At 51.6% G+C, this 26,198-nt stretch carries 25 protein-coding genes and 1 tRNA gene; 12 read left to right on the top strand and 14 right to left on the bottom strand.

The window, feature by feature from the left end:
• Nucleotides 1-11 precede the first annotated feature (11 nt).
• The 10 genes from ABFV38_RS04430 (at nucleotide 12) to ABFV38_RS04385 (ending at nucleotide 10,219) form a co-directional block, all read left to right on the top strand.
• A complete protein-coding gene (locus ABFV38_RS04430) occupies nucleotides 12-788 on the top strand; it encodes a hypothetical protein (RefSeq protein WP_029739717.1) in 777 nt (258 codons plus the stop codon).
• Between the two features lie 17 nt (nucleotides 789-805).
• A complete protein-coding gene (locus tag ABFV38_RS04425) occupies nucleotides 806-1,777 on the top strand; it encodes an NAD(P)-dependent oxidoreductase (protein ID WP_348958609.1) in 972 nt (323 codons plus the stop codon).
• On the top strand, nucleotides 1,774-2,925 hold the full coding sequence (locus tag ABFV38_RS04420; protein ID WP_348958607.1) for an aminotransferase class I/II-fold pyridoxal phosphate-dependent enzyme: 1,152 nt from the start codon (nucleotides 1,774-1,776) through the stop codon (nucleotides 2,923-2,925). Before ABFV38_RS04425 ends, ABFV38_RS04420 begins: the two co-directional genes overlap by 4 nt.
• A gap of 12 nt (nucleotides 2,926-2,937) precedes the next feature.
• Nucleotides 2,938-3,990 (top strand): hypothetical protein, encoded by a 1,053-nt coding sequence (locus tag ABFV38_RS04415; RefSeq protein WP_348958605.1) that lies wholly within the window; start codon nucleotides 2,938-2,940, stop codon nucleotides 3,988-3,990.
• Entirely contained in the window at nucleotides 3,983-4,693 is a 711-nt protein-coding gene (locus tag ABFV38_RS04410) for an iron-containing redox enzyme family protein (protein ID WP_196352007.1), read from the top strand. The genes ABFV38_RS04415 and ABFV38_RS04410 overlap by 8 nt, the downstream gene beginning before the upstream one ends.
• Nucleotides 4,694-4,707: 14 nt before the next feature.
• Nucleotides 4,708-5,766 (top strand): M14 family metallopeptidase, encoded by a 1,059-nt coding sequence (locus ABFV38_RS04405; protein ID WP_196352006.1) that lies wholly within the window; start codon nucleotides 4,708-4,710, stop codon nucleotides 5,764-5,766.
• On the top strand, nucleotides 5,763-6,944 hold the full coding sequence (locus ABFV38_RS04400; RefSeq protein ID WP_348958603.1) for an MFS transporter: 1,182 nt from the start codon (nucleotides 5,763-5,765) through the stop codon (nucleotides 6,942-6,944). The genes ABFV38_RS04405 and ABFV38_RS04400 overlap by 4 nt, the downstream gene beginning before the upstream one ends.
• Nucleotides 6,934-8,049, top strand: a complete 1,116-nt coding sequence (locus tag ABFV38_RS04395) for a nucleotidyltransferase family protein (RefSeq protein WP_348958601.1) — start codon at nucleotides 6,934-6,936, stop codon at nucleotides 8,047-8,049. The genes ABFV38_RS04400 and ABFV38_RS04395 overlap by 11 nt, the downstream gene beginning before the upstream one ends.
• 187 nt (nucleotides 8,050-8,236) lie before the next feature.
• Nucleotides 8,237-9,586: an iron-containing redox enzyme family protein gene (locus ABFV38_RS04390; protein WP_348958599.1), complete on the top strand. Its 1,350-nt coding sequence runs from the start codon at nucleotides 8,237-8,239 to the stop codon at nucleotides 9,584-9,586.
• Between the two features lie 6 nt (nucleotides 9,587-9,592).
• Nucleotides 9,593-10,219, top strand: a complete 627-nt coding sequence (locus tag ABFV38_RS04385) for a histidine phosphatase family protein (protein WP_063439704.1) — start codon at nucleotides 9,593-9,595, stop codon at nucleotides 10,217-10,219.
• A 434-nt stretch (nucleotides 10,220-10,653) separates the two neighbouring features.
• Here ABFV38_RS04385 and ABFV38_RS04380 read toward each other — a convergent pair.
• From ABFV38_RS04380 to proB, 3 genes are all read right to left on the bottom strand, one after another.
• A tRNA-Thr gene (locus ABFV38_RS04380) sits at nucleotides 10,654-10,729 on the bottom strand.
• 111 nt (nucleotides 10,730-10,840) lie between these two features.
• Complete coding sequence (gene proA / locus ABFV38_RS04375) at nucleotides 10,841-12,094, bottom strand: glutamate-5-semialdehyde dehydrogenase (RefSeq protein WP_348958597.1); 1,254 nt, start codon at nucleotides 12,092-12,094, stop codon at nucleotides 10,841-10,843.
• A gap of 11 nt (nucleotides 12,095-12,105) precedes the next feature.
• On the bottom strand, nucleotides 12,106-13,209 hold the full coding sequence (proB, locus tag ABFV38_RS04370; protein ID WP_021242883.1) for a glutamate 5-kinase: 1,104 nt from the start codon (nucleotides 13,207-13,209) through the stop codon (nucleotides 12,106-12,108).
• A 304-nt stretch (nucleotides 13,210-13,513) separates the two neighbouring features.
• Here proB and phoE point away from each other — a divergent pair, with 304 nt between their 5' ends.
• Nucleotides 13,514-14,566 carry a phosphoporin PhoE gene (gene phoE, locus ABFV38_RS04365; RefSeq protein WP_008501878.1) on the top strand — a complete coding sequence of 351 codons (1,053 nt, stop codon included), beginning with the start codon at nucleotides 13,514-13,516 and terminating at the stop codon, nucleotides 14,564-14,566.
• A 136-nt stretch (nucleotides 14,567-14,702) separates the two neighbouring features.
• On the opposite strand, the gene crl is transcribed toward phoE, so the two are convergent.
• The 3 genes from crl to gpt all read right to left on the bottom strand — a co-directional run bounded on the left by crl (nucleotide 14,703) and on the right by gpt (nucleotide 16,969).
• A complete protein-coding gene (gene crl, locus ABFV38_RS04360) occupies nucleotides 14,703-15,104 on the bottom strand; it encodes a sigma factor-binding protein Crl (protein WP_045909842.1) in 402 nt (133 codons plus the stop codon).
• Between the two features lie 57 nt (nucleotides 15,105-15,161).
• Nucleotides 15,162-16,406 (bottom strand): esterase FrsA, encoded by a 1,245-nt coding sequence (gene frsA / locus ABFV38_RS04355; RefSeq protein ID WP_348958595.1) that lies wholly within the window; start codon nucleotides 16,404-16,406, stop codon nucleotides 15,162-15,164.
• A 104-nt stretch (nucleotides 16,407-16,510) separates the two neighbouring features.
• Nucleotides 16,511-16,969, bottom strand: a complete 459-nt coding sequence (gene gpt, locus ABFV38_RS04350) for a xanthine phosphoribosyltransferase (protein ID WP_003863205.1) — start codon at nucleotides 16,967-16,969, stop codon at nucleotides 16,511-16,513.
• Between the two features lie 260 nt (nucleotides 16,970-17,229).
• Between gpt and pepD the strand changes: the two genes are divergently transcribed.
• A complete protein-coding gene (gene pepD / locus ABFV38_RS04345) occupies nucleotides 17,230-18,687 on the top strand; it encodes a cytosol nonspecific dipeptidase (RefSeq protein WP_032646976.1) in 1,458 nt (485 codons plus the stop codon).
• 55 nt (nucleotides 18,688-18,742) lie between these two features.
• Here pepD and dinB read toward each other — a convergent pair whose 3' ends face one another.
• The 8 genes from dinB to ABFV38_RS04305 form a co-directional block, all read right to left on the bottom strand.
• Nucleotides 18,743-19,801, bottom strand: a complete 1,059-nt coding sequence (gene dinB, locus ABFV38_RS04340; RefSeq protein ID WP_048029970.1) for a DNA polymerase IV — start codon at nucleotides 19,799-19,801, stop codon at nucleotides 18,743-18,745.
• A gap of 108 nt (nucleotides 19,802-19,909) precedes the next feature.
• Nucleotides 19,910-20,113, bottom strand: coding sequence for a (Na+)-NQR maturation NqrM (nqrM, locus tag ABFV38_RS04335; RefSeq protein WP_023615899.1), 204 nt, complete (start codon nucleotides 20,111-20,113; stop codon nucleotides 19,910-19,912).
• Entirely contained in the window at nucleotides 20,113-21,336 is a 1,224-nt protein-coding gene (nqrF, locus tag ABFV38_RS04330; RefSeq protein WP_032646969.1) for an NADH:ubiquinone reductase (Na(+)-transporting) subunit F, read from the bottom strand. Before nqrF ends, nqrM begins: the two co-directional genes overlap by 1 nt.
• Before the next feature lie 10 nt (nucleotides 21,337-21,346).
• Nucleotides 21,347-21,943 carry an NADH:ubiquinone reductase (Na(+)-transporting) subunit E gene (gene nqrE, locus ABFV38_RS04325; RefSeq protein WP_348958592.1) on the bottom strand — a complete coding sequence of 199 codons (597 nt, stop codon included), beginning with the start codon at nucleotides 21,941-21,943 and terminating at the stop codon, nucleotides 21,347-21,349.
• Between the two features lie 6 nt (nucleotides 21,944-21,949).
• Nucleotides 21,950-22,588: an NADH:ubiquinone reductase (Na(+)-transporting) subunit D gene (locus ABFV38_RS04320; RefSeq protein ID WP_024909466.1), complete on the bottom strand. Its 639-nt coding sequence runs from the start codon at nucleotides 22,586-22,588 to the stop codon at nucleotides 21,950-21,952.
• Nucleotides 22,581-23,375, bottom strand: coding sequence for a Na(+)-translocating NADH-quinone reductase subunit C (locus ABFV38_RS04315; protein ID WP_348958589.1), 795 nt, complete (start codon nucleotides 23,373-23,375; stop codon nucleotides 22,581-22,583). The genes ABFV38_RS04320 and ABFV38_RS04315 overlap by 8 nt, the downstream gene beginning before the upstream one ends.
• Nucleotides 23,368-24,603, bottom strand: a complete 1,236-nt coding sequence (locus tag ABFV38_RS04310) for an NADH:ubiquinone reductase (Na(+)-transporting) subunit B (RefSeq protein WP_252077509.1) — start codon at nucleotides 24,601-24,603, stop codon at nucleotides 23,368-23,370. Before ABFV38_RS04310 ends, ABFV38_RS04315 begins: the two co-directional genes overlap by 8 nt.
• A gap of 3 nt (nucleotides 24,604-24,606) precedes the next feature.
• On the bottom strand, nucleotides 24,607-25,950 hold the full coding sequence (locus ABFV38_RS04305; protein ID WP_348958587.1) for a Na(+)-translocating NADH-quinone reductase subunit A: 1,344 nt from the start codon (nucleotides 25,948-25,950) through the stop codon (nucleotides 24,607-24,609).
• Nucleotides 25,951-26,198: the final 248 nt, after the last annotated feature.

Below are 26,198 nucleotides of genomic sequence, written 5' to 3'. Positions count from 1 at the left end.
GTTGCATCGTAATGAAAGTATCTCATGCCCGCGAGAGCTCCAGCAGTGCTGGGCTCTACGAAATGATGCAAAGAGGATCGGTGTACGTCGACATATTTGGGCCTGAAAAGCCAGGAGCAGACTACATTGAGAAGGCGGTAAGAGAGCTGGCGTTGGCAATGCCACAGCATAAGGTTAACAGTTACTTTATGGCCAAGCCTGAAACCATTGCCAGGACTGATCTGTGCTTATTTTGCTATACAAAAGAGACAAATGAATGTTGTGGTTTTTTAAGCTGCAACGTCGCTGAGATCGCCGGTAAAACATGTATCATGCTTTACACATTGCTGATATCGGAAAAACAACATGGAACTCGCGTCACTTATTCCATATTGCAAAGTCTCTTTTCGACATTGTCTCAAAAAATAGGCCTGGATTATGAGTATATTATTTTGAAAACCGTTAACCCTCGTTCTTTCAAAATACTTGCTTCTTTTTCAGACATTCAAAATTCTGCTTTCTTTCCGCAGATATTATTGAGCAATGATAACGAACTGGCTGACTTCTCTATACAACTGGCTAACTATCTGCATCCTGGATTTAGATATAATAAAAAAAATGGTGTGATATATAACGCAAGTGGTGAAGTGCCTGATGATTTCTATCAACAAATGCCACAATGCCGTGATGCTGTTGTTAATGAGTTTTTCTCCGCCAACCTGACACTGTCAGACCGGATGATCTGTATATTGCATCTTTCTGATGCTAATGCGAGAGCACAGCTATACAGCCGATTCAAAGTCATATAATGATTTTTGGAGAGCGAGTGAAAATTTTTTTCTTTGGAAATATGGCCTGCTACTTGAGCCGCCAGATGCATTTGTGTGCAGAAAAGCACGTTATGACCTTTTTGGATGAGTCTGCGACAGACGCGGAGATTGCCTCTCATTGTCAGAATACAGATATTTTAGTATCCATGGTATTTGACCAGCGTTTTGTAACCAGCAGTCTTAAAAAGGTTCTTGTTCCGGGAATTGGCGTTGATAAAATTAACTTTTCACAATTACCTGAGAATGTTGAGGTTTTAACTTGTGCAGCACACGAGATGGCCGTATCGGAATATATTCTCAGTTACGTCATCTCATATTTCCGAGAACTGGATAGTATTGGGGAAAGGTTTAAATCCAGCTATGACTGGCGGGATTGTTCACGGCTGGGAGGCATTGCGCGAAAACAACTCAATGAACTCACTGTTGGTGTTATCGGTGGTGGGAGAATTGGTCGCAAGGTAATTGAGGTTTTTTCGTTCTTTGGCTCATCCTGTCGCTGCCTGACGCGCTATCCATACGAAACCTCAGGTTCAGTTTTGTTTTTCCCACGAACTGAACGGGATGACTTTATCCGGGGATGTGATGTCGTAATTGTCGCTTGTGGTGTTGATAAAGATACCCAAAATATTATTGGCCAGCACGCCATCACTATGATGGAGCCGGATACATTACTCATTAATATCGCCCGGGCTGAATGTGTAAATTATGAGGCCCTGGCCGCAGCCTGCCACGACAGAAAAATCGGCCGAGCTGTCATCGATGTATGGCAGTTTTATCCTCAAAAAGGAGACCAGGCATTAAGACCATCAGCGGCAGATTTTAGGCAACTCGATAATGTCGACATGACCCCACATATTTCGGCCTGGACCAGAAAGGTCATCGCCGATCGGGCCGCGATCCTTGCGCGTTATATCAACGAGGAGTCGTGCAATAGTGCTGAATACGTATTACAGGAGAACCAGGCGTGAAATCTTTATCCCAACGTTCAGATATCTCACCTTTTGTTGTTATGGACGTTATGCAGGCAGCTGCCGAACGCGAGGCCCACGGCAAGATCGTATGGCACCTCGAGGTGGGGCAACCTGGTACCTCCGCCCCGGCCCCCGTCATTGAGGCATTAAAAATCGCATTACCGCAACAGACGCTGGGTTATACGGTCGCTGCAGGGCTGAGTGCACTGCGTGAAAATATTTCTCAGCATTATGCTGATTTTTACGGGATCTCAGTCCCAGCTGAAAACATTATTGTCACCCCGGGCTCATCGGCTGCGTTTATCCTGGCATTTTTGTCAGGCTTTGACAAAGGGGCTCGGGTTGCTGTACCGGTTCCGGGCTACCCCTGTTATCGCAACATTTTATTAGCACTAGATTTAATCCCGGTTGATATTCACGTCACCGCGGAGACTGATTATTTGATTACTGCGCGTCATCTCAGGGACCTGACGGAGCCGGTAGACGGAATCATTGTTTCATCACCGAATAATCCTACCGGTACCATGTATGACGCTGCTGTGCTGGATGAACTGGCGGTGTATTGTGACAGTAACGCTATTACTCTGATTTCAGACGAAATATATCATGGTATTACTTTCGGTACTAAAGCAACCAGCGCACGTCAATATTCCGAGAAAGCGATTGTGGTCAATAGTTTTTCAAAATACTTCTCGATGACAGGCTGGCGCATTGGCTGGATGATTGTACCGGATAACTGGCTGCGAACCGTTGAACGACTGATCCAGAATCTGTTTATCGCTACCTCAACGCTGAGCCAGGTGGGCGCCATTCACGCTTTTAAAGCGTATCAGCAAATGGACGAATATGTATCCGGATATCAACAAAAAAGAGATATCCTGTATGCAGCATTGAAAGAGTGTGGATTACAAAACATTACCTACCCTCAGGGGGCTTTTTATATCTATGCTGATGTATCACATTTAACCCATGACAGTGTGGCTTTCTGTAAACAGTTACTTGAGGAAACGGGAGTTGCCATTACCCCGGGTGTTGATTTTGACCCTTATAATGGGCACAAATTCATTCGTTTTTCCTTTGCTGCAGATTTGGCGACGATAACCTCAGCATCTGAGATTCTTATTTCCTGGTTCAGTCGGAGGTAAGTGATGTCCTTAATGTATAATACCGGTGAAGATATTATTGATGAGGTTGGTCATGATAGTTGGGAAGGTCTAACTGTCATGCCGGAGAAAAAAATATTTTATTCTCGAGATGTATACTTCAGGGAAGCCTGGAGTGACGCGCGGAAGATTTTTGGTGAAAATACCGTCTCCTATTTGCAAAATATTGCTGTTCTGGTATTCAAACCCGATGCATTCATGGCCAGGAAATGTCAGGCTGCGCTTGATTATTTGCAGCGCCAAAACTTTACGCCGATTACGTGGCGAGAGTTTCGTTATAATCACTGGACAATGCGGGAAGACTGGCGCTATCAACTGAATCAGTTTTCACTGGACCGAATTTTTCTTAATGAAAAGCTGCTTACCAGTGACGATTGTACTATGGTTGTATTTCGTGATAATAGCCAGGAGCGTGAGTTGCCGGGTACGGTACGCCTTCAATCCCTGAAGGGAAGTTCTTTACCGGAATTACATAAGCCAGATCAGTTACGAGCGATTTTGAAGAGTCATAATCGTTTATTTAAATTTGTCCATACCACAGATGAGCCCGCTGATATTATCAGGGAATCTGGAATACTGTTTAGTTCAGAGGAACGCCATGATTTTTTTCAGGAGATTGTTGATAATTTTCATGAAAATAAATCGGCACAACTTGCTGATTATTTAGATGGAAAAACATCACGCTTTTCTGAAAATGATTTCAACTGGCCCAAGGCGCTGGAAGAACTACAATCTTCAGTCAGCACTTGCCCGTTTCCGACAGAGGCTAACCTATTGCTTGCTGACATTGAACAGTGGCTTTTGCATGGCATGCCCGCGGGTAAAGCGTTATCCGTGAGGGAACTGGAGAACAAGCTTCACAAGCTTGATATCCACCTCAGCAATGTTGCATTCATGATTATTTGTACCAACTTGATTCATCACAGTTACGCGCTGGAGTTTGCATTAATGCGTGGTGATGGACTTGATGACTGGCTTGCAGGTAAAGGTAAACACGTTCCATTCAACAGTTCAATGCATAACACGACTGAGGGGTTTTATGAGTAATAATCATAGTGAATTCAGACAGCGGGTCGATAAATTTATTGCAGATCGTGTAAATAAATTTCTTACTACTGTGCCTGGCGCATCACACCAGAAAGACGCCAAAAATATTAATCTTGAATATTACAAACGTAATTTAATTGAAATAATTCTGCGTTTGCGGATGAAGCGCACGATTGATGGTTTAACTATTCATTATTTTACAAAAACCGATCCGCGACTTGCCAAACGCTGGTGCGAGTATACGGGTGATGAAATGCTTCATGATTCCATGTTTGCTGCTGATTTGAAGAAAGTTGGCGTGTCACCAGATGAGATTTATTCAACCGAGCCACTTCTATCCACAAAGTTGCTTCAGGGATATTTCTATTACGGTCTTGAACATGAAGGTCGCCCGTTAGCATCACTCTGCAGTTCGTATTTTATTGAATCAGCATCTGAAAAAACGCAACCCGATATTATTGACAATATTGAGCAGGTTATGGGCAAAGAGTATGTCAGGGGTCAGCGCGCACATGTTGATCATGACGATGATGATGATCATGTCGACTTTGTCTGGGATGTGTTGGTCAAAACAGCGAATCTTCCTGAAGATGAAGAGAAGATCCTTTCGCATATTGATAATGTCTACAAGCTTTTCGTTATGTATTACGAAGAGCTCTATCATCTGACCTTTGATCAATCTGATATCGATAATGTGGCCTGATGGAGTGATGTAACATGAGCATGTATACCGAAAGCAGAGCGCAATTTAGTCGTCTTGCGCAGCAACGTGGAGTAGAAGTAACACAGATCCCCGTGACACTGGGGCAGGACGGTAGTGCTCTTCATTTAACGTATACGGTGCTCGGTGATCTTCAGGCGAACACCTGCATTGTTGTTTTTTCTGGTGTGCATGGCGTTGAGGGACTACCTGGTGCACTTATACAGGAAACCCTTCTCAGGGATTTCCCAACGCCAAAACATATAGCGATTTGCCTGGTGCATGCCGTCAATCCCTGGGGTATGCATGAGCTTCGGCGAGTGAATGAAACAAATATCGATCTCAACAGAAATTTTATTGGTGGGTCTGTCCCCCAGCGCAACAGGGATTATGATCGCGCGCGTGAAATAATTTGTCCTGCTGGCTCTGAGCTACCCGACCAGTCGCAGCTTCGATCAAAGTTGCTTGAATGGATTACGCACGACGGGCTTCAACGTGTACAGTCGGTGATCACCAGCGGGCAGTATCATCACCCTGAAGGACTCTTTTATGGCGGGGATAAGATCACGCCGAGCCAGATAGCTGTACGCGAAGTATGCCTGACCTTATCCCGCCAGTTCCGCCATTTTCTGGTGCTCGATATTCATACGGGGCTGGGTGAAAAGGGACAACTAAGTATCATCCGTGAAGGTGGACGTGGTATCGGCAAAGAGCCGGTTCTCGCTCAGGCCATTAATCACGCCAGTCATAATGCGGTTTCCTCTCTACTCCAGGGCACGCTGACCGGCTATGTCGATAGCCTTTTTCCAGGCGGTCGGGCAGAAGGTTATGTTCTGGAGCTAGGTACCAGTCCAGCGCTGGAAGTCATGATTGCGATGCAGCGAGAGAACTGGTTATGGCAACGGCAGATCAGTTCCGGACCACAATACGACAAGGTACGAGAGGAATTTCGCGAGGTATTTTTCCCCTCGGATCCTCAATGGCTGGCACAGGCCAGAGAGGCTATTTACGAGACGGTAGAGGGTGCCATCAAAGTTCTGAATGCTTCTTGCCCGGTGCAGGAGGTATCTTCATGACCCGGCTACTCTTGCAATTTACCTACTCCAAAATTATCGCTGTCGGCCTCTCGGTGCTGATTCCCATTTTTCTGGCTCAGCAGATTGCCGATGCTGATGTCTTCGCCACTTACCGTGCGATGGAATACGTTCCATATATTGTGGTTGGTATTATTGTTGGGGCTTCAATTGATTCCTGGGGGGCGGGGATCATTATGCGCTGGAGTCTTTATCTCCATATACTCCCGCTGGGGTTGATGGTCCTGGTCTATAACAACTGGTTACCTATCCAGGCGCTTTATGTCGCGCTATTTATTATGTCGGCTGTTGCCTACAGCGTCTCTGCAGGGACTAGCCGAACTGCTTATGATGTGCTGCCAAAAGAAAAATGGGGCGATTTTAATACGAGAACATCACTGTTTGAACAGATTGTTACCGTCGTTATTCCCCTTGCAATGGGATGGGCGCTAACCTGGTCTTTGCAGTGGACGCTGTTTCTGCTAATTGGTTTCTCTTTTGGGGTGTCGCTGATTACCCCTCGTTATGAAAAAAGGGAAGGCGTGCACCAGCCCTGGTATTCGCTGTTTTTCTTACGTATTAAGGAGGGAATTAAGGCATTCAGAGCGAACCGTGCTTTGATGCATCTCTCATTTATTATTTTGCTCGTGAATGCTGTCGAAACTGTACCAGCGACATTGATGGTTTTCTACGCTACCCATGAGTTAAAGCTGAGCGCTCTTGATACCGGGAGTATCATTACAGCAGCAGGGGTGGGGGGCATTGTCGGGGCATGGCTGTTAGGTTTTATCAGTAAAAGGCCCTCAATGCTGCTGGGGCTTCTGGTGGCGTCAATGCTCATCAACGCACTGCTCTATTTCCTTGTTTATGAACTAAACAGCTACCCAGTACTGGTGATTTCAATGTTTATCGAATCACTATCGATAGTGATTTCAGCGGTCTCATTTCGAACATTACGCCAGCTCTGTTCTGATCCTGCCAGCTATGGGACCACGCTAGGTATCTCAGGGGCTCTTGTGAAAAGTGGGATCCCTGTCGCGACCTTGATTGGTGGGTATATAGCCTGGCGGATGGGGGTACGGCAGGTCTATCTACTCACAGCAGTCGTTGAGTTAGTGTTAACTGTTCCCGTTACCATATGGGCACTGAAATCACACAGGAAGTCTGTCTATGAAATTTAATAAAGAATTGTTGAGCTTCTACGATTATTTCAGTCAGTATCTTATTTCTGGTCGCGATGCTGTATTACCGTCTATCGATGAAGAACACTGGGAAGAACTGTATCGAAATAAATTACTTTATGCCTGGCTTGAATTTTGGTGCAAAGAAAATACACTTTCTTCATGGGCGCAAAAAAGACTGGATATCTATCGAAAAAAAACCTTGCTGCATGAGAAATTACTTGCAAGACTAACGCAGAAATGTAAGTCTGATTCTCTGATAACCCTTAAGGGGGAAAGTTTTAAGCATTTTTATCCTCAAGGTTTTCAGCGTGAATCTCGTGATGTTGATATCTTATATAAAAATGAAAAAGACTTTATCGAGGCACATGATTATCTTTTGTCTCTTGGCTTCAAAGAAATGTTTGTCTGGGTGCGGAAAACGAATAACAGCATTGCAAGTTCTGCCAAGTTTCGACTGAGGAATAATGCTGGCGAACGTGCTCTTGATGATGTGTATGTTGAGATTCATTTTAATGCATTTCCTGTGTCAAATTTTTCAAATTTATATTTTAATCAATTATGCGCCTTGACAGAAGCAATGAGATTGGTTGTATTATTGATTGCTGAATTTACTTTCCGTGATGGTGTGACAAAAAAATTCACATTGCGTGACATGATGGATGTAAAGCTGACGTTTAATCTGATAAAAAAAGAGGAATGGGATTCTTTAAGCAACTTATTAAAACAGGCTAAACTTGAAGCGCCGTTATTATTGCTGGCTGATTTTTGGCAGAAGGAAATTCATGAGCCAATGCCTCCTCTTCTGGCATGGCTGTATGAGCAATACCACGCGGTACGCTGGGATGGACATTATTCTATTATTGAACATCAATCATGGCCTTATCAGCAACAGTCTGGGATGGCTCGTCAGGATTTCGATGAACTGGTACAGCTTCACGGCTTGCTTTACGATTCACCGAGGCAGACGACAAGAAAATACTCCACCGAAGAAATGACGCTGTGGATGGAAAAAGGAATGCCTGTTGTCGCTAAATATGAGCCAGCGAATGCAGGTTTCACGTTTCTGGAACGTTATAAGATTTGTGACCGTTTTATTTATTAGTTTTGGGTATTTAACCCGAAAATCGGTGTATGAAAACAGGCCCTCTTCGAGGATTATTAACCTTCAACAAGGAGACTAACATGAAAGTTACTCGTCGTGTTATTCCAGTTATGAACGCTCGTCTGTAATAGATCAAACCAGGCACTCTGTTTCGATAGAGTGCCTTTACTTTTTTGAGGGTTTCTTTATGATTTATCAAAACAATCCATGCCTCGCAAAAGATATCACCTATCGACTCGATCGCCAGCAAGTTATTTTTATTACTCCCAGCGAGAGTTTCACCATTGATTTTGAGAATGAAATAATGGCCCAGGCCGCCGGAGATATTCTTAAACATTTGACGGATGCTGATATTAATGTTCCAGCGCTGAATGAAAGGCTGGGTTCGGCAATGCAGCCATATACGGTTAATGATTTTCTCTCTATGCTCGATGAGCAACATCTACTTTCTGACGCTCAATCTGTAAATGACGTCATTTCAGGCAAGGCGTTTATCTGTGAGATTGAGAATTATTATTACAATATTGTTTTACCTGCTTTTGAACAGGATGAATTTAGCCGCAAAGTATTCACCAAAACTATAGACGACGCGGCGTTAAAGCGCTGGTCCGTTGAATATTACCATGTCACTCGGGCTGCAGAACGGGTACTTACCGCATCTTTGCGCGACTATGGTAATGACGACCTGACGATGGCGATCCGTGACTTCTTCTTTGATGAAGTCGGTCATGAAAAATTACTGCGCCGGTCGTTACTGGGTTTTGGGATGAGCGACGAGGAAATTGAATCTACCAGTCCTCATCTCTGCACTGAGGCTACAATGGCCATGTTACTCAAAGCGGCTCATTTTCATTTGCCGACCTTCGTCACGCTGGTGGCACTGATGGAAGGGACCAGTGAAGAAAGTCAGGCCTATATTGACGTACTGGAGAACTCCGGTCTCGCTCCAGAAGCAATACGTAGCCAGATAGTCCATGAGAAGATTAATATTGAAGGTGAGCATGGTAATGAAGGGCGTGAAATTTTCTCGCATATTAATGCTCTTAGCGTAAATGATTTAGTTATTGCCAAGAAAGCTGTCCGTGAATTTTATGCTATACGCCGGGCTATTACACCCTGGCTCTTAGGCGGCATTAGCTTTGCCGGCGTGGATAAGGTGCTTTTCCTGCAAACACTGAGTGAAATGCTTCCTCAGTTGAAAATGAGCACATTACCGATTGCAATCCCCAGGGCCACGCTGTCACAAAGTGATAAGCTGGTGAAGACGCTGTGCACGCTTAAGCAACTTCCAGTGTTTGAATTTGATATCAATAAAGACGAAGAGTTGTTAATGCTAATGCTGGAGAATGTTCTCTGGAAAACCGCCTGTACAGATCTTGCTCGTTATACTAATACGCTTGAATGGCTTGAACAGCTCGTTCAGGGTACCGTTTCGGACTACCGTGAAGAGGATATAATTGGGTCAATCTGGAATGCATGGCATGCCTTGCCATCATTGCCTCTTGTGGATGCAGGCCAGCTACTGGAGCAATTGTAATTTCTAATGAAAGTGATTTTAGTGCGGCATGCAGAAACAGAATGGAATCAGCACGGTGTTATCCAGGGACACAAGGATAGCCCGTTGACTGCCCGCGGCACGCTGGAAACATCGGCATTACTGACGGCTTTAACGGATGCTGCTTATCCGGTGGAATGTGTCTTTACTTCACCTCTTGGACGTGCGTGGAAAATGGGTCAGGCACTGGCGGGCCATTTTCAGTGCCCGCTGGTGATCGAAGAGGCCCTAAAAGAACAGTCATTTGGTCAATATGAAGGCATGACGAAGGCACAATTAGAGCAGGAATATCCGAGTCAGTTTCTCGCGTTATTTTCACAGAATGCCGCGTTTTGTCCTCCTGGCGGCGAGTCGCTTGCCCACGCTTCTCAGCGTATTATCCATTTTTTGCACAAGAAGATGGCAACCACAACGCATCAGACGTTCTGTGTTGTCACTCACGGACATGTCATGCAGGGTATGCTTGCGTTGCTTAAAGAGGGAAACATCGATCATTTCAACCGCTACGCACAACCGAACGCGAGTTATACCGTGCTGGAGGCGGGCGGAGGGGAGGATATGACCCTCCGTTGGGGGATCGCTTCCCACTTGCTTAAGCTGTCCAGTGCTGAGTGAACAAATGGGGAAAGACAAGCGCGGTGCGCCAGTATCTGAGAGACGGTTAAGCGTCACCGAATCCTGCTCTCTGGCTGCTTATAATAGATAAGCGTGTACGACACCAATATCAGCAACGCGCGTTGCCCGGTTTCCTGGCCCATTCCGAAGCACAACGCGGCAGGCTCCGCCAGAACATCACCCAGGGTATGGCTTATTGAGTGCCTGCAGTGTGCTGACGCGGGCAGTGCCCGCTTGCGCCAGCTATCCGTATAGACTCCCTCGCCGATCATGGCCTCAAATATCGCCGGAATCACCCGGTCCTCATTCAGGATGATCGTCACGATGTCGTGATTGCGCGTGGCGGCAAGTTGATATCAGGAGATAAGATGCGGCCAGAAAGCGCAGTATACGGGCTTTTAGTTGATTTCGGTATATTTGGGAAGAGTTTGAAATGGTGCCGATAATAGGAGTCGAACCTACGACCTTCGCATTACGAATGCGCTGCTCTACCAACTGAGCTATATCGGCCCTGAGAGGCCGGTTACGAGTGTAACCACGGGGCAAAAGGTTAGATCTATCCGGGTGATGCGTCAATGCCCTTTTGAATCAAACGGCTATTTTTGCATCACCCGTGATTATTTACGCACGAATCGTATCGTCGCCGAAGCCGATCCACTTGTACGTGGTCAGCGCTTCCAGCCCCATCGGACCGCGCGCGTGCAGTTTCTGCGTGCTGACCGCTACCTCAGCGCCGAGGCCGAACTGGCCGCCGTCGGTGAATCGGGTGGAGGCATTTACATACACGGCAGAGGAATCCACTTCGTTCACGAAGCGATCGGCATTGCGCAGCGTACGCGTCAGGATGGCGTCAGAATGCTGCGTGCCATGCTCACGGATGTGCGCAATCGCGTCGTCAAGATCGCTCACGATTTTCACGTTCAGATCCAGTGACAGGAACTCGTCGTCGTACTGCTCCGCGTTGACGGGAACGACGTAAGCCGGGCCATCCTGCAGCAGTGCGAGCGCACTGACGTCAGCATGCAGCGTCACGCCGCTCTCTGCCATCTGTTTGCTCAGGGCCGGCAGGAAGGTGTTCGCTATGCCCTGATGCACCAGCAGCGTTTCCACGGTGTTACAGGTGCTAGGACGCTGGGTCTTCGCGTTCACGATAATCTTCAGCGCAGGAGCAATCTCAGCGCTGTCGTCTACCACGATATGACACACGCCAATACCGCCGGTGATCACCGGAATCGTCGACTGCTCGCGGCACAGCTTGTGCAGGCCCGCGCCGCCGCGTGGGATCAGCATGTCGATGTATTTGTCCATGCGCAGCATTTCGTTGACCAGCGCGCGGTCCGGGCTCTCAATTGCCTGCACGGCACCCGCCGGTAAGCCACACTCTTCCAGCGCCTGCTGAATGACTTTCACCGTCGCGGCGTTGGTGCGCCAGGTCTCTTTCCCACCGCGCAGAATCGCGGCGTTACCGGTTTTCAGGCACAGGGAGGCAACATCCACCGTCACGTTTGGACGGGCTTCATAAATAACGCCGATAACGCCGAGCGGCACGCGACGGCGCTCCAGGCGTAAACCGCTGTCCAGCAGCCCACCGTCAATCACCTGCCCTACCGGGTCGGCCAGATTGCAGACCTGACGAACATCGTCGGCGATGCCTTTCAGGCGGGCCGGGGTCAACGCCAGACGGTCGAGCATCGCTTCGCTCAGACCGTTGCGACGCGCTTCCAGTAAATCCTGCTCGTTGGCGAGCAAAATCTCCTGGGACTGAGATTCCAGATAATCAGCGATTTTTTCCAGCACGCGGTTTTTCTCGCGGCTGGAAAGGAGCGCCAGTTTATAAGAGGCGGCCTTCGCGGCGGCGCCCATTTGTTCCAGCATGTTCTGGCTCCTTAACGAATAATCATGTCATCGCGATGCACGGCAACCGGGCCATATTCATAGCCCAGAATGGCGTCGATCTGCTGCGAATGGTGACCCGCGATGCGGCGCAGGGCATCGCTGTTATAACGGCTTACGCCGTGGGCGATGTCGCGGCCTTCGAGGTTACGGATACGGATCACTTCACCACGGGAGAAGTTGCCTGTCACGCTTTTAATTCCTTTAGGAAGTAATGAACTTCCTCGTTCCAGAATCGCGGCGGTCGCCCCTTCATCAACGACGAGTTCGCCCGCAGGCGGCGCGCCAAAGATCCAGCGCTTACGGTTTTCCAGCGGGGATTCCTGAGCGTGGAAGCGGGTGCCAACGGAGATGCCTTCCATCACGTCGCCAATCACGCCAGGGCGGCTGCCCGCGGCAATGATGGTGTCGATACCGGCGCGGCACGCCACGTCGGCGGCCTGCAGCTTGGTCCCCATCCCGCCCGTTCCGAGGCCAGACACGCTATCACCGGCAATGGCGCGCAGCGCATCGTCGATACCATGAACGTCGGTAATCAGCTCAGCTTCCGGGTTAGCGCGCGGATCGGCGGTGAACAACCCCTGCTGATCGGTCAGAAGCAGTAATTTATCGGCGCCGGCCAGAATGGCGGCCAGCGCAGAGAGGTTATCGTTATCACCCACTTTGATTTCAGCGGTAGCAACGGCATCGTTCTCGTTAATGACCGGAACGATATTGTTGTCCAGCAGCGCGCGCAGGGTATCGCGGGCGTTCAGGAAGCGCTCTCTGTCTTCCATATCCGCACGCGTCAGCAGCATCTGCCCGACGTGAATGCCATAGATAGAGAACAGCTGTTCCCAGAGTTGAATGAGTCGGCTTTGTCCCACGGCGGCCAGCAGCTGTTTGGAGGCGATCGTCGCGGGGAGTTCGGGGTAACCCAGGTGTTCACGCCCGGCGGCAATCGCCCCGGAGGTCACAATCACAATACGATGCCCTGCGGCATGTAACTGAGCGCACTGACGTACAAGCTCAACAATGTGGGCGCGATTTAGGCGGCGCGATCCGCCTGTTAAAACACTGGTACCGAGTTTTACCACCAGCGTCTGGCTGTCACTCATGATTCTCTGCCGTTCAACGATAAGGGAAAGTAATGTCGAACGAACGTTTTAGCAGGAGTCAGCCCCGTTGCCAACTGCCTTAGCACATCGCGAAACACTTTGTTGCGCGGGATCAGGAAGCGTAGCGGGAGAATTTGACACTTTTATTACCGAAATAATAAATCACAGTTTTTTAAAATTATTCTTAGTTTGTCATAAAAGTTTCATTCCAGAACGATAAAACCCTTCCTGTTTTTTCACGGGACTTAAGCATGAGCTTATCGTCCAGCGAATTTTTTAGCGCGTTTATAAGACAGGATCGAAAATGAAAAAGAGCACTCTGGCATTAATGGTTATGGGCGTAGTGGCTTCTGCATCCGTTCACGCAGCTGAAGTTTATAATAAAGATGGTAATAAGCTGGACGTGTACGGCAAAGTGAAAGCCATGCACTACATCAGCGATGATGCCACCAAAGATGGCGATCAGACTTACGTGCGTTTCGGTTTTAAAGGCGAAACCCAGATTAACGATCAGCTGACGGGCTATGGTCGTTGGGAATCTGAATTTGCCGGTAACAAAGCCGAGAGCGACTCCTCTCAGAAAACCCGTCTGGCGTTCGCGGGCCTGAAGCTGAAAAACTTTGGTTCTCTGGATTACGGTCGTAACCTGGGTGCCCTGTATGACGTCGAAGCATGGACCGACATGTTCCCTGAGTTCGGCGGCGACTCTTCGGCGCAGACCGATAACTTCATGACCAAGCGTGCGACCGGTCTTGCTACCTACCGTAACACCGACTTCTTCGGCGCGGTTGACGGTCTGGACATGACCCTTCAGTACCAGGGCAAAAACGAAAACCGTGACGCCAAGAAACAAAATGGTGACGGTTTTGGTACCTCTCTGAGCTATGACTTCGGCGGCAGCGATTTCGCCGTCAGCGGTGCTTACACGAACTCTGACCGCACCAATGCGCAAAACCTGCTGGCGCGTGGCCAGGGGCAGAAAGCCGAAGCCTGGGCTACCGGTCTGAAATATGACGCGAACGATATTTATCTGGCAGCGATGTATTCAGAAACCCGCAATATGACGCCAATTTCTGGCGGATTTGCCAATAAAGCGCAGAACTTTGAAGTCGTCGCACAATATCAGTTCGATTTCGGTCTGCGTCCTTCCCTGGGTTATGTCCAGTCTAAAGGCAAAGATATCGAAGGTATTGGTGACGAAGATCTGGTGAAATATATTGACGTTGGCGCGACCTATTACTTCAACAAAAATATGTCCGCGTTTGTTGATTATAAAATCAACCAGATTGACGACGATAATAAACTGGGCGTGAGCAGCGATGACATTGTTGCTCTGGGTATGACCTACCAGTTCTAAAATTATCCGAATAAGAAAATCCCGACAGATAAGCCGGGATTTTTTTTGCCCGGTGGCGCTGCGCTTACCGGGCCTACGGGATAGTGCATTCTGTAGGCCGGGTAAGGCGAAGCCGCCACCCGGCGCTGTGACGCTATCAGGCAGTCAGCTTCACCGCTTCGCTGGAAAAGTCATCCGCTGGCTCGAACCTGAGATCCAGAGTGGCCAGCAGCGCGCGTGCCTTATCGTGGAACTCTTTCAGCGTGTATTCCAGGCGGTCAATCACTTCCTGATCTTTAATGGTGGTCGCCTGCCAGTTGCCGTCTTTATTAAACAGACCAAACTGGTAGCTATACGTAAAGCGTTTTTCCTCTGCTTCCATTTCCATCCACCAGCCCCAGAATTCACGTTTTTCGGGTGCAGGCTTCACGTTGACGCATACAGCCAGGCAGTCGAAAAAAAAGCGATTCTCTTCACACTGCTCTTCTCGAATATACGGGCCAAGAGCCATGAACTTCTTAATCAATCTACTTTTCGGGTGTCCACTCGGTAACGTCATTGCGATCTCCTTTTGTGAAGCCACTGTTTTACCAAACCAGCGAAATTTAGCAATCTATTAACACAATCTCTGAGCGATCCAGCGCGTAATCTCTTTCAGAGCTTTATCGAAATTCTGATAGACCGGGCTGAACGGCACCTCGAGCAGTTTGCCATCCGCAGATGACGACGTGATTAAGCGCGACTCTTCTTCCGGACTGAACGGATCGTTTTTCCAGAAACCCGACAGCATCGGCGTTGGGCAGCGACGTCCCAGTAACCCTTGCGTTTTTAACGAGTAGCGATTGAGCTCCACGCGCAGCGCTTCGTCTGATGCATCATGCATGCCAAGACGGCTGGCCAGCACATCAAGGTACATTTCGGGCACGCTCCCCTGGCGGGCGGGATCGCTGAGCAGGGCGTGAACGACCGGACCAAGACAAGCGACGGCTTTCAGGCGGGAGGATTCAAGGTAAGCCAGACGCACCGCGACGTTTGCACCAAAGCGGAAGCCAAATGCCGCCACGCAGGTGTGGTCAACCCACGGGATGTTTTCCAGCGCTTTTAGCGCATGCTGATGCAGCAGGCTGGAATCCTGCGTCAGTTTCCATTTGGATGAGAAGCCAATTGAGGGCATATCCAGCGTCAGCATCGCGATCCCTTTTGGCGCGAAGTAACGCTCATACAGGCTGTAATAATCGATCTGCAACGAATCCAGCCCCCCGCACATGAGGACGGTCGGGAACGGACCTTCACCTTCAGGCATATGCAGGAACCCGGTGATGGATGACCCACCCGGAATGGTAAACTCGAGTTCGCGCATCTGGCCCGGCAGGCGTTGAGCCGCCTCTTCGTAAGCGCGATTCGCCAGCGCCTGTGCCTGCTCAGCCAGCTCATCACCTTTCAGATGGGGATACGCGGCAATGGCGTAGAGATTGGCCGCATGCAGCCAGTGCTTGCCGCTGCGCGTGGCATCCTCTTCCTGGGTGGCTTTTTGCTGCCAGAGCATCGCCTGTTTAGACCACTCGTAGATCCAGTTTCCCCCCCGGTACCCCACCACCGTATCATAGAGTTCGCTGTCGGTGCGCTCGGCTTCACTCATCACGATACGCGCCTGCACATCAAGGATTTCACGAGGATCGATACCGCGCCAGACCCACATCAGGCGATTAATCATACGATACCAGTGGGGCACGTTTTTACCGTCTAACGCGGACTGGACGGCAGGCTGGGTCCCCGGATTAAAGCGACGCACCAGCGTCGACGTTTCAGGGTGTTTGAAACGGGGTTTGAAAAGTGTCTCGGTGAGATTCGCCTGCGTCATTGCGTTGCCTCCATGAATACGTCATATGAAGACTATTGTAACGCGTGGCAGGCCAAAAAGAACAACGCCCGGCATAGCCGGGCGTGTAAAGTTACGTACTGGTATTAACGGCCTGAAATTGGCGGTACGAAGACCACGCCCATATCCCATGGCTGTTCAATCCAGGTATCCTGCGGGATATCAATCACGTAATCGTCGACCAGCGGACGGCCAGCAGGCTTCGCAAAGATAGTGACGAAGTGCGCTTTCGGGTACATCTCGCGGATAGCGACCGCGGTACCGCCGGTATCCACCAGGTCATCAATAACGATGAAGCCTTCACCGTCGCCTTCCGCGCGTTTCAGCACCTTCAGCTCACGCTGGTTGTCATGGTCATAGCTTGAGATGCAGACGGTATCGACATGACGAATACCCAGCTCACGTGCCAGCAGCGCCCCCGGTACCAGACCGCCACGGCTGACGGCAATAATGCCTTTCCACTGTTCGGAAGGCATCAGACGCGCAGCCAGTTTGCGTGCGTGAATCTGCAACATGTCCCAGGTGACGACGTATTTTTCGCTCATGTGAAGTGTCCCAGCCTGTTTTTATACGGCTTAAAAAGTGTTCGAGGGGGAAATAGGTTGCGCGAGATTATAGAGATCTGACGCACTAAAAACCAGTGTTTAGCGCCCTCAGCCTGAGTTTTTACATGCTTTATGCTACCAGCCAGCAGAGAAAGTGGTATTCTCAGTTTCATCTCGCAAGCCTGACTTGTGGTAACTATTAACCTGCTAACCCTGTGACCTGCAACCCTGTTTGCAGCGCCTCGACAAGGAGACTTATCGTGTCTGAACTGTCTCAACTATCTCCGCAGCCGCTGTGGGATATTTTTGCCAAAATCTGTTCCATTCCACACCCTTCCTACCATGAAGAACAGCTTGCCGAACATATTATGGGCTGGGCGAAGGAAAAAGGTCTGCATGCGGAACGTGACCAGGTTGGCAACATTCTGATCCGCAAACCCGCCACCGCAGGCATGGAAAACCGTAAACCGGTTGTGCTGCAGGCGCACCTGGACATGGTGCCACAGAAGAACAACGACACCGTTCATGACTTCACCAAAGACCCGATCCAGCCGTACATCGACGGCGACTGGGTGAAAGCGCGCGGCACCACCCTGGGCGCGGATAACGGCATCGGTATGGCCTCTGCGCTGGCCGTGCTGGCTGACGACAGCGTTGAGCACGGTCCACTGGAAGTGCTGCTGACCATGACCGAAGAAGCGGGCATGGACGGGGCGTTCGGTCTGCAGGCGAACTGGCTGCAGGCGGATATCCTGATCAACACCGACTCCGAAGAAGAAGGTGAGATCTACATGGGCTGCGCGGGCGGGATTGATTTCATCTCTACCCTGCCGCTGTCACGCGAAGCGATCCCTGCCGGTTTCCAGACCTTCAAGCTGACGCTGAAAGGGCTGAAAGGCGGCCACTCCGGCGGTGATATTCATCTGGGTCTGGGCAACGCCAACAAGCTGCTGGCCCGCTTCCTGGCAGGCCATGCGGCTGAGCTGGATCTGCGTCTGGTGGACTTCAACGGCGGTACCCTGCGCAACGCGATCCCACGCGAAGCCTTCGCCACCGTGGCAGTGCCAGCGGCAAAAGCCGACGAGCTGAAAAAACTCTCCACCGTGTACCTGGATATCCTGAAAAACGAACTGTCGGCGAAAGAGAAGAATCTGACAGTGGTGCTGGAATCCGTCTCCACGGATAAAGCCGCGCTGACCGCGAAGTCTCGTGACACCTTCGTTCAGCTGCTGAACGCGACGCCAAACGGCGTGATCCGCAACTCTGACGTGGCGAAAGGCGTGGTGGAGACCTCACTGAACGTGGGCGTGGTAACCATGAGCGACGACAGCGCGGAGATCATCTGCCTGATCCGTTCCCTTATCGACAGCGGTAAAGAGTATGTGGTGAGCATGCTGGAATCTCTGGGCACGCTGGCGGGAGCAAAAACCTCAGCCAAAGGCAGCTACCCGGGCTGGCAGCCGGATGCAAGCTCTCCGGTGATGGCGCTGGTGCGTGAAACCTATCAGCGTCTGTTCAACAGCACGCCGAACATTCAGGTGATCCACGCGGGTCTGGAATGCGGTCTGTTCAAGAAACCGTACCCGGACATGGACATGGTATCTATCGGGCCAACCATTACCGGTCCGCACTCGCCGGATGAGCAGGTTCATATCGAAAGCGTTGGCCATTACTGGACGCTGCTGACTGAACTGCTGAAAGCGATCCCAGTTAAGTAATTCGCCGTTTGATGCCCGGTGACGCGTAGCGATCCGGGCCTACGATTAAAACAATCTACAATCCCAATACCAGCTGTCGCTCTAACTGCGGATCCAGCAGCGTGACGTGCAATCCCACCAGCCTCACCCCTCGCCCACCTCGTCGCTCTTCCCATGCCTTTTTTGCCGTCGCGATAAGATCGTCTTTATTCAGACGCGGCCAGACGTGTTCCTGCGTGGTCTGCTGGAAATCGTTGAATTTTAATTTGATACCCTGACGGGCGATGAGCAGGTCCGGCTTTACCTTGCTTAAGCGTCGTTCCAGCTCCGGGTAGAGCTGTTCCGTGATAATAGATTCGCACTCGGACCAGTCATGAATATCTTCAATGAGGGTGCGCTCGACGCCAACGGATTTCCGAAGCCGTTCGCTGTTCACATCGCGATCGTCAATCCCCTGGCTGCGCTCCCACAGCACGCGGCCAAACTTCCCGAAGCGCTTAAGCAGCATCGCGAGATCGCTTCGCTGAACGTCTTCACAGGTGCGTAACCCCATGCTTTCCAGCTTTGCGGCGGAGACTTTTCCTACCCCGGGGATTTTGCCGAGCGGCAGCGTTTTTAAAAATGCAGGCACCTCTTCCGGCGTAATGACGTACTGACCGTTGGGCTTATTTAAATCCGAGGCGATTTTGGCAAGGAACTTAACGGGCGCCACACCCGCCGATGCCGTCAGATTCAGCTCGTTGAAAATCGTCTGGCGGATCTCCTGCGCCATCAGGGTGGCGGAGCCGTGGCAGTGCACGCTGTCGGTCACATCCAGATAGGCTTCGTCCAGCGACAGCGGCTCTATCAGAGAGGTATAGCGGGAGAAAATTTCCCGAATATGAAGGGAAGCCTCTTTATAGGCGTCAAACCGCCCGGGCAGAAGCGTGAGATGAGGGCAAAGCTTTAAGGCCATCGCCGTCGGCATGGCGCTTCGCACGCCAAATTTGCGCGCAGGATAGTTGGCGGTGCTGATGACACCACGCTGAACGCGGCTGCCGCCAATGGCGATGGGAATATCCCGCAGCGCCGGGTTGTCTCGCATCTCCACTGCGGCAAAAAAGCAGTCCATATCAACATGGATTATTTTGCGCATAGTAAGCCCTCACTCATCACTGGATAAGTATACAGTAAATAAATGAGAATTGAGAAGCAGATGTAAGAATGCCGGGTGGCGGCGTTGCCTTACCCGGCCTACAAAAACTTAAATAATGCGCTGCTGCTCGCGCGCCATGCGTTTTTTGCGGGCGTCGCACGGTTCCGGGCAGTCGCAGACCTTCTCCATACCAATGGAGGAAATACCGCCGCAGCTGCCCTGAATGCTTTTCCGCTTAACGATCCAGCCTAACGACATGCCGAAGATGACAAGCACAAAAACCACAAAGGTTGCCAGAAACGTCAGCATCATCAGCCTCCAAAGTCATCAAGCATGATGTTCTCATCTTCGACGCCGAGATCTTTCAGCATCTTAATCACGGCGGCGTTCATCATCGGCGGACCGCACATATAGAACTCGCAGTCCTCGGGCGCCGGGTGCTGTTTGAGGTAGTTTTCATACAGCACGTTGTGGATGAACCCCGTATAGCCCGTCCAGTTATCTTCCGGCTGCGGATCGGAAAGCGCTACGTGGAAGGTAAAGTTCGGGTTTTCACGTGCCAGCTGTTCAAACTCGTCGTCGTAGAACATTTCGCGCAGCGAGCGCGCCCCGTACCAGAAGCTGATTTTACGCTTGCTGCCGAGCCGCTTGAGCTGGTCAAAAATGTGCGAGCGCATCGGGGCCATACCGGCACCGCCGCCGATAAAGACCATCTCCGCGTCGGTATCTTTCGCGAAGAACTCCCCGAACGGACCGGAGATGGTCACCTTATCTCCCGGCTTCAGAGACCAGATGTATGACGACATCACGCCCGGCGGCGCATCCGGCACATTCGGTGGCGGCGTGGCGATACGCACGTTGAGCATGATAATGCCCTTCTCCTCCGGGTAGTTGGCCATCGAGTAGGCGCGCAGCGTCGGCTCTTTTACCTCTGATACAAAGCGGAAGAGATTGAATTTGTCCCAGTCGGCGCGGTACGCCTGCGGAACGTCGAAGTCCGCATATGCCACGGTATGCTCAGGACACTCAATCTGAATGTATCCGCCGGCGCGGAACGGGACATCTTCCCCTTCCGGTACGCGCAGCTTCAGCTCTTTGATAAAGGTGGCTTTGTTATCATTAGAGATAACTTCACATTCCCATTTTTTGACGCCGAAAATCTCTTCCGGCAGTTCAATCTTCATGTTCTGACGCACCGCGACCTGGCAGGCCAGACGGCAGCCCTCTTTTGCCTCACGCTTCGTGATATGCGCCAGCTCGGTGGGCAAAATATCGCCACCGCCCTCTTTTACCGTCACGCGGCACTGCCCGCAGGAGCCGCCGCCGCCGCAGGCTGAGGAGACAAAAATACCGTTACCGGAGAGGGTGTTGAGCAGTTTATCTCCCGCAGGCGTGCGGATCTGATTCTGCGGATCGTCATTAATATCAATCACCACGTCGCCGGAATTGACCAGCTTCGCGCGCGCCGCCAGAATGAGTCCTGACAGCACCAGTACAATCAGCGTGAACATCACCACGCCAAGAATAATTTCCATCTGTTAGCCCTTATAGCTGCACACCGGAGAAGGACATAAAGCCCAGCGCCATCAGCCCGGTGGTGATAAAGGTGATCCCTAAGCCACGCAGACCCGCAGGCACGTTAGCATATTTCATTTTCTCGCGGATCCCCGCCATGGTGACAATCGCCAGCATCCAGCCGATGCCGGAACCAAAACCGTACACCACGGATTCACTGAAGTTGTAATCACGCTGAACCATAAACGAGACGCCGCCGAAGATGGCGCAGTTCACCGCGATCAGCGGGAGGAAGATCCCCAGCGCGTTGTAGAGTGAAGGGAAGTACTTATCGAGGATCATCTCCAGGATTTGCACCAGCGCCGCGATCACCCCGATGAAGGTAATGAAGTTCAGGAAGCTGAGATCAACCCCTTCCACCAGCGCGCCATCCCGCAGCACGAAGTTGTACACCAGATTGTTAATCGGAACCGAAAGCCCCAACACAACGGTGACCGCCACGCCCAGGCCAAATGCCGTGGAGATCTTTTTAGACACAGCAAGGAACGTACACATGCCGAGGAAAAACGCGAGCGCCATGTTTTCAACAAACACCGCGCGCACAAACAAACTCAGGTAATGAGCCATCGTCGGTTACTCCTTTTCCTGCTGTTCTGGTTTCAACGTACGAATCAGCCAGATCAACAAACCGATAATGAAAAATGCGCTAGGGGCCAGCAGGAACAGGCCGTTTGGCAGATACCATCCGCCGTTTTGCACCGTGTCCAGCACCGTGATGCCAAACAGCTTACCGCTGCCAATCAGCTCTCGCAGGAACCCCACGGTAAGCAGGATCGCGCCGTAGCCCAGCCCGTTGCCGATGCCGTCCATAAAGCTCGCCAGCGGCGGCATTTTCATGGCGTAGGCTTCCGCACGCCCCATGACGATACAGTTGGTGATAATCAGCCCGACAAACACCGAGAGCTGTTTGGAGGTTTCATAGGCGAAGGCGCGCAGCAGCTGATCGACCACGATCACCAGCGAGGCGATGATCGCCATCTGCACGATGATCCTCACGCTGTTGGGAATGTGGTGGCGGATCATCGAGATAAACATGCTGGAGAACGCCGTGACCAGCGTGACGGCCAGCGTCATCACCACCGCTGTTTCCAGCTTGGTGGTCACCGCCAGGGCTGAACAGACGCCCAGCACCTGCAGCGTGATCGGGTTATTGGCGAGCAGTGGGCCAATGAGCACCTTTTTCACTTCTTTCAGTTCACCGGTATCAGCCATTGTTCAGCGCTCCTTCACGTACGTTTTTCAGGAAAGGACCAAAGCCCAGCTCGCCCATCCAGAAATCAAAACTGTGCTGCACGCCGTTTGAGGTGAGCGTGGCGCCGGAAAGCCCGTCGACCGCGTAGTCGTCACCGGGACGTGCCGCTCCTTTCATCACCTTCAGCGCAGGCAGACCGTTATCGTCGAGCACTTTCTTGCCGACAAACTGTGCCCGCCAGTTCGGATTTTCCACTTCGCCGCCCAGCCCCGGCGTTTCGCCCTGGTCATAATACGTAATGCCTTTAACGGTGCGGCCATCCGTATCAAGGGCCACAAAGGCATACATCATTGACCACAGGCCGTTGCCGTAGACAGGAAGCACCACTTCCTGAATGCGTTTTTGGGTGTCACGCACCAGGTATATTTCGGCGAGATTGCTGCGGCGCTTAATCCCGGCGGGGTCTTGCGATGCCTCGAGCGTCAGGCTCATCTGCGGATCTTTCAGCGCCAGCGCCTGGTTGAAGGTTGCCGGGTCTTTATCCAGCAGTTCACCCGTTTTTAAATCCACCAGCCGCGCGGAAATTCGTTCGGCAAAGACGGCCGAAACCTCATCTGCGTTCATCCCCTCCTGCATCAGCCCGGCCACGGCCAGAATGTTGCGCTGTTTATCCAGGGCACGTTGCTCCTGCTGCAGGGGTTTTAACCCCACGGCAGAACCGGCCACGACAATGGAGCAGACCAGACAGAGCACAAGCACCACCAGCAGCGTTTTGCTGATGCTGTCGTTATTTTTGACTTCAGCCACGCGCCTTCCTCCGCTTGATGTTGGCCCGCACCACCAGGTAATCGAAGAGTGGCGCAAACAGATTGGCAAACAGAATCGCCAGCATCATCCCTTCCGGATACGCCGGGTTGACCACGCGGATCAGGACACACATCGCGCCAATGAGCACGCCATAGCTCCATTTACCTTTATCGGTAAACGAGGCCGAGACGGGGTCCGTTGCCATGAACATCATGCCGAACGCGAAGCCCCCCAGCACCAGATGCCAGTACCAGGGCATGGAGAACATCGGGTTAGTGGACGAACCGATAAGGTTGAACATCGTGGCGGTCAGCACCATGCCGATCATCACGCCTGCCACAATCCGCCAGGAGGCCACGCGCCCAAACAGGATGATCGCCCCGCCAATTAAAATCATCAGCGTCGAGACTTCACCGATAGAGCCGGGAATGTTGCCAATAAAGGCATCAAACCAGGTCACGGGCTGACCCGTCGCGTTGTTCACCAGCGTTTCGCCGCCGTGTGCCGCCCACTGTGAAAGCGGCGTCGCACCGGAAAAACCGTCTGCCGCCGTCCAGACCAGATCGCCTGAGATTTGCGCCGGATAGGCAAAGAAGAGGAAAGCACGTCCCGCCAGCGCCGGGTTGAGGAAGTTTCGCCCGGTGCCGCCGAAAATTTCTTTAGCAATGACCACGCCAAAGCTGATGCCCAGCGCCGCCTGCCAGAGCGGTAAGGTTGGCGGGACAATCAGGGCAAACAGAATCGAGGTCACGAAGAAACCTTCGTTGATCTCATGTTTACGGATGATGGCGAACAGCACTTCCCAGAAGCCACCCACGATAAATACCGTGAGGTAAATCGGCAGGAAGAACACCGCGCCCAGCGTCATCATGCTGATCCAGCCCGCGTCTGGCGCAAAGTTCACCCCTAACGACTGGGCCAGGCGGTAGTGCCAGTCAGACTGAAGCACCTGCGCCAGTTGCTGCGCATCGTACATGTGGTGCAGCGCCGGAAGGGTCTGCAAACCGACGTTGTACATTCCCCAGAACATCGCCGGGAAGACTGCAAACCACACCAGAATCATCATCCGTTTAAGGTCGATGGCGTCACGAACGTGCGCCGCCCCCTTCGTCACCAGACCCGGCGTATAGAAAATGGTTGCCGTTGCTTCATACAGCGGGTAGTACTTTTTGAGCTTCCCTTCGGTAAAGTGCGGCTCCATTTTTTCAAAGAGGTGTTTTAAGCCCATCGGTTATCCTTCCTGCTCAATGCGGGTTAACACCTCGCGCAATACCGGTCCATATTCGTATTTTCCCGGACAGACATAGGTACAGAGCGCCAGATCTTCTTCGTCCAGTTCCAGGCAGCCCAGCGCCTGCGCGCTGTCGGTGTCACCGGCGAGCAGATCGCGCAACAGCATGGTCGGCAGAATATCCAGCGGCATGACGCGCTCGTAGTTGCCAATCGGGACCATGGCGCGCTCGCCACCGTGCGTAGTGGTCGAGAAGTTAAACAGCCTGTTACGCAGGAAGTGGCCCAGCGTGGTCCGGGTGACGGAGTATTTTTCCGCACCGGGCAGCACCCAGCCGAACAGCTCTTTGTCGCGCCCTTCCTGCACAATGCTGACCTGCAAATGAAAACGTCCCAGATAGGCGTGCGCCTGCACGGCATGGCGGCCACTGAGGACCGAACCGGAAATCAGCCGGTTTTCGCCCGCTTTGGTTTCGTCAGTCAGCAGTTCATTGATATCCGCGCCAATCAGCGTTTTCACCAGACGCGGGTTAACCGCCTGCGGCCCCCCGATGGCGATGACGCGTTCCGCGCACAGCTCTCCGGTGGTGAAGAGCTTCCCGATGGCGATGACGTCCTGATAATTAAGGTGCCAGACCTGTTTCGCCAGGCTTACCGGCTCAAGAAAGTGGATGTGCGTTCCAACCAGACCCGCCGGATGCGGGCCCGCAAACGCATTAAACGTGACCTGCCCCTGCGGATGTCCGCCGAGCTTGCCGCCGCCGACCTGGCAAACGTGGACTTTCCCCGACGTCAGGCGGGTTAACACGGTCAGCCCGGCATCAAAGGCTTTGCGCTGCGCCAGGATAACCGGCTGCGGGTCCACGCTGAGCGGGTTGGTGTCCATTGCCGTGACAAAAATCGCGGCCGGTTCCGTGCCCGGCACAGGGGATTTGCTGAAGGGACGGGTACGAAGCGCGGTCCATAAACCGGATGCCAGAAGTTGAGCCTGAACAGCGTCACGGCTCAGCGACGCGAGGTCTGCGGCATCGTAATGGGCGAATTCACGCTGTTCGTTGCCTTCAAGGCGGATAACCACCGACTGCAGAACGCGTCGTTCGCCACGGTTAATCGCCACAACGGTGCCACTTGCGGGGGCCGTGAACATCACGCCGGGATTTTTTTTGTCCTCAAAGAGCGCCTGTCCTGTGATCACGCGATCGCCTTCCTGTACCAGCATAGAAGGTCGCATTCCCAGGTAGTCGTCGCCCACAATGGCGACATGACGGACACGTGCGCCTGTCGAAACGTGCTGCGCGGGCACGCCTGCAATCGGCAGATCAAGTCCTTTTTTTATTTTAAACATGTGGTTAGCAGGTTTCCATGAACAACAATCCAGTGGCCGCGAAGTGTAACATTTTCCCCTTCTCGCGGGCAGGGAAACCGCCGTCGCGCGCGCCAAATTGCGAGCTAATGCGCAAAGTTCCTGGAGCCATCGCGATTTTGATGGTTTATAAAGTAAAACTAATTTGTAAACTCACCGCCCGGCTCTTGCGAAAATCTATAGCGGTGCTAATGTGAGCGCTCCTAACAGAATAATCTGATTTCGGGTCT

Source organism: Enterobacter cloacae complex sp. Mu1197 (assembly GCF_040059225.1).
Lineage (GTDB): Bacteria > Pseudomonadota > Gammaproteobacteria > Enterobacterales > Enterobacteriaceae > Enterobacter > Enterobacter quasiroggenkampii.
Note: the sequence above shows the minus strand (reverse complement) of the source record. Positions and strands in the feature narration are given on the sequence as shown.

What these genes read in the sequence shown, in the direction of transcription:
- nqrE (WP_348958592.1), bottom strand. Translation starts at nt 21,943, where the DNA reads ATGGCTCATTACCTGAGTTTGTTTGTGCGCGCGGTGTTTGTTGAAAAC.
- frsA (WP_348958595.1), bottom strand. Translation starts at nt 16,406, where the DNA reads ATGACGCAGGCGAATCTCACCGAGACACTTTTCAAACCCCGTTTCAAA.
- ABFV38_RS04415 (WP_348958605.1), top strand. Translation starts at nt 2,938, where the DNA reads ATGTATAATACCGGTGAAGATATTATTGATGAGGTTGGTCATGATAGT.
- ABFV38_RS04400 (WP_348958603.1), top strand. Translation starts at nt 5,763, where the DNA reads ATGACCCGGCTACTCTTGCAATTTACCTACTCCAAAATTATCGCTGTC.
- ABFV38_RS04390 (WP_348958599.1), top strand. Translation starts at nt 8,237, where the DNA reads ATGATTTATCAAAACAATCCATGCCTCGCAAAAGATATCACCTATCGA.
- ABFV38_RS04320 (WP_024909466.1), bottom strand. Translation starts at nt 22,588, where the DNA reads ATGGCTGATACCGGTGAACTGAAAGAAGTGAAAAAGGTGCTCATTGGC.
- ABFV38_RS04430 (WP_029739717.1), top strand. Translation starts at nt 12, where the DNA reads ATGAAAGTATCTCATGCCCGCGAGAGCTCCAGCAGTGCTGGGCTCTAC.
- proB (WP_021242883.1), bottom strand. Translation starts at nt 13,209, where the DNA reads ATGAGTGACAGCCAGACGCTGGTGGTAAAACTCGGTACCAGTGTTTTA.
- nqrF (WP_032646969.1), bottom strand. Translation starts at nt 21,336, where the DNA reads ATGGAAATTATTCTTGGCGTGGTGATGTTCACGCTGATTGTACTGGTG.
- phoE (WP_008501878.1), top strand. Translation starts at nt 13,514, where the DNA reads ATGAAAAAGAGCACTCTGGCATTAATGGTTATGGGCGTAGTGGCTTCT.
- gpt (WP_003863205.1), bottom strand. Translation starts at nt 16,969, where the DNA reads ATGAGCGAAAAATACGTCGTCACCTGGGACATGTTGCAGATTCACGCA.
- proA (WP_348958597.1), bottom strand. Translation starts at nt 12,094, where the DNA reads ATGCTGGAACAAATGGGCGCCGCCGCGAAGGCCGCCTCTTATAAACTG.
- ABFV38_RS04405 (WP_196352006.1), top strand. Translation starts at nt 4,708, where the DNA reads ATGAGCATGTATACCGAAAGCAGAGCGCAATTTAGTCGTCTTGCGCAG.
- ABFV38_RS04395 (WP_348958601.1), top strand. Translation starts at nt 6,934, where the DNA reads ATGAAATTTAATAAAGAATTGTTGAGCTTCTACGATTATTTCAGTCAG.
- dinB (WP_048029970.1), bottom strand. Translation starts at nt 19,801, where the DNA reads ATGCGCAAAATAATCCATGTTGATATGGACTGCTTTTTTGCCGCAGTG.
- nqrM (WP_023615899.1), bottom strand. Translation starts at nt 20,113, where the DNA reads ATGATGCTGACGTTTCTGGCAACCTTTGTGGTTTTTGTGCTTGTCATC.
- ABFV38_RS04310 (WP_252077509.1), bottom strand. Translation starts at nt 24,603, where the DNA reads ATGGGCTTAAAACACCTCTTTGAAAAAATGGAGCCGCACTTTACCGAA.
- ABFV38_RS04385 (WP_063439704.1), top strand. Translation starts at nt 9,593, where the DNA reads ATGAAAGTGATTTTAGTGCGGCATGCAGAAACAGAATGGAATCAGCAC.
- crl (WP_045909842.1), bottom strand. Translation starts at nt 15,104, where the DNA reads ATGACGTTACCGAGTGGACACCCGAAAAGTAGATTGATTAAGAAGTTC.
- ABFV38_RS04410 (WP_196352007.1), top strand. Translation starts at nt 3,983, where the DNA reads ATGAGTAATAATCATAGTGAATTCAGACAGCGGGTCGATAAATTTATT.
- ABFV38_RS04305 (WP_348958587.1), bottom strand. Translation starts at nt 25,950, where the DNA reads ATGTTTAAAATAAAAAAAGGACTTGATCTGCCGATTGCAGGCGTGCCC.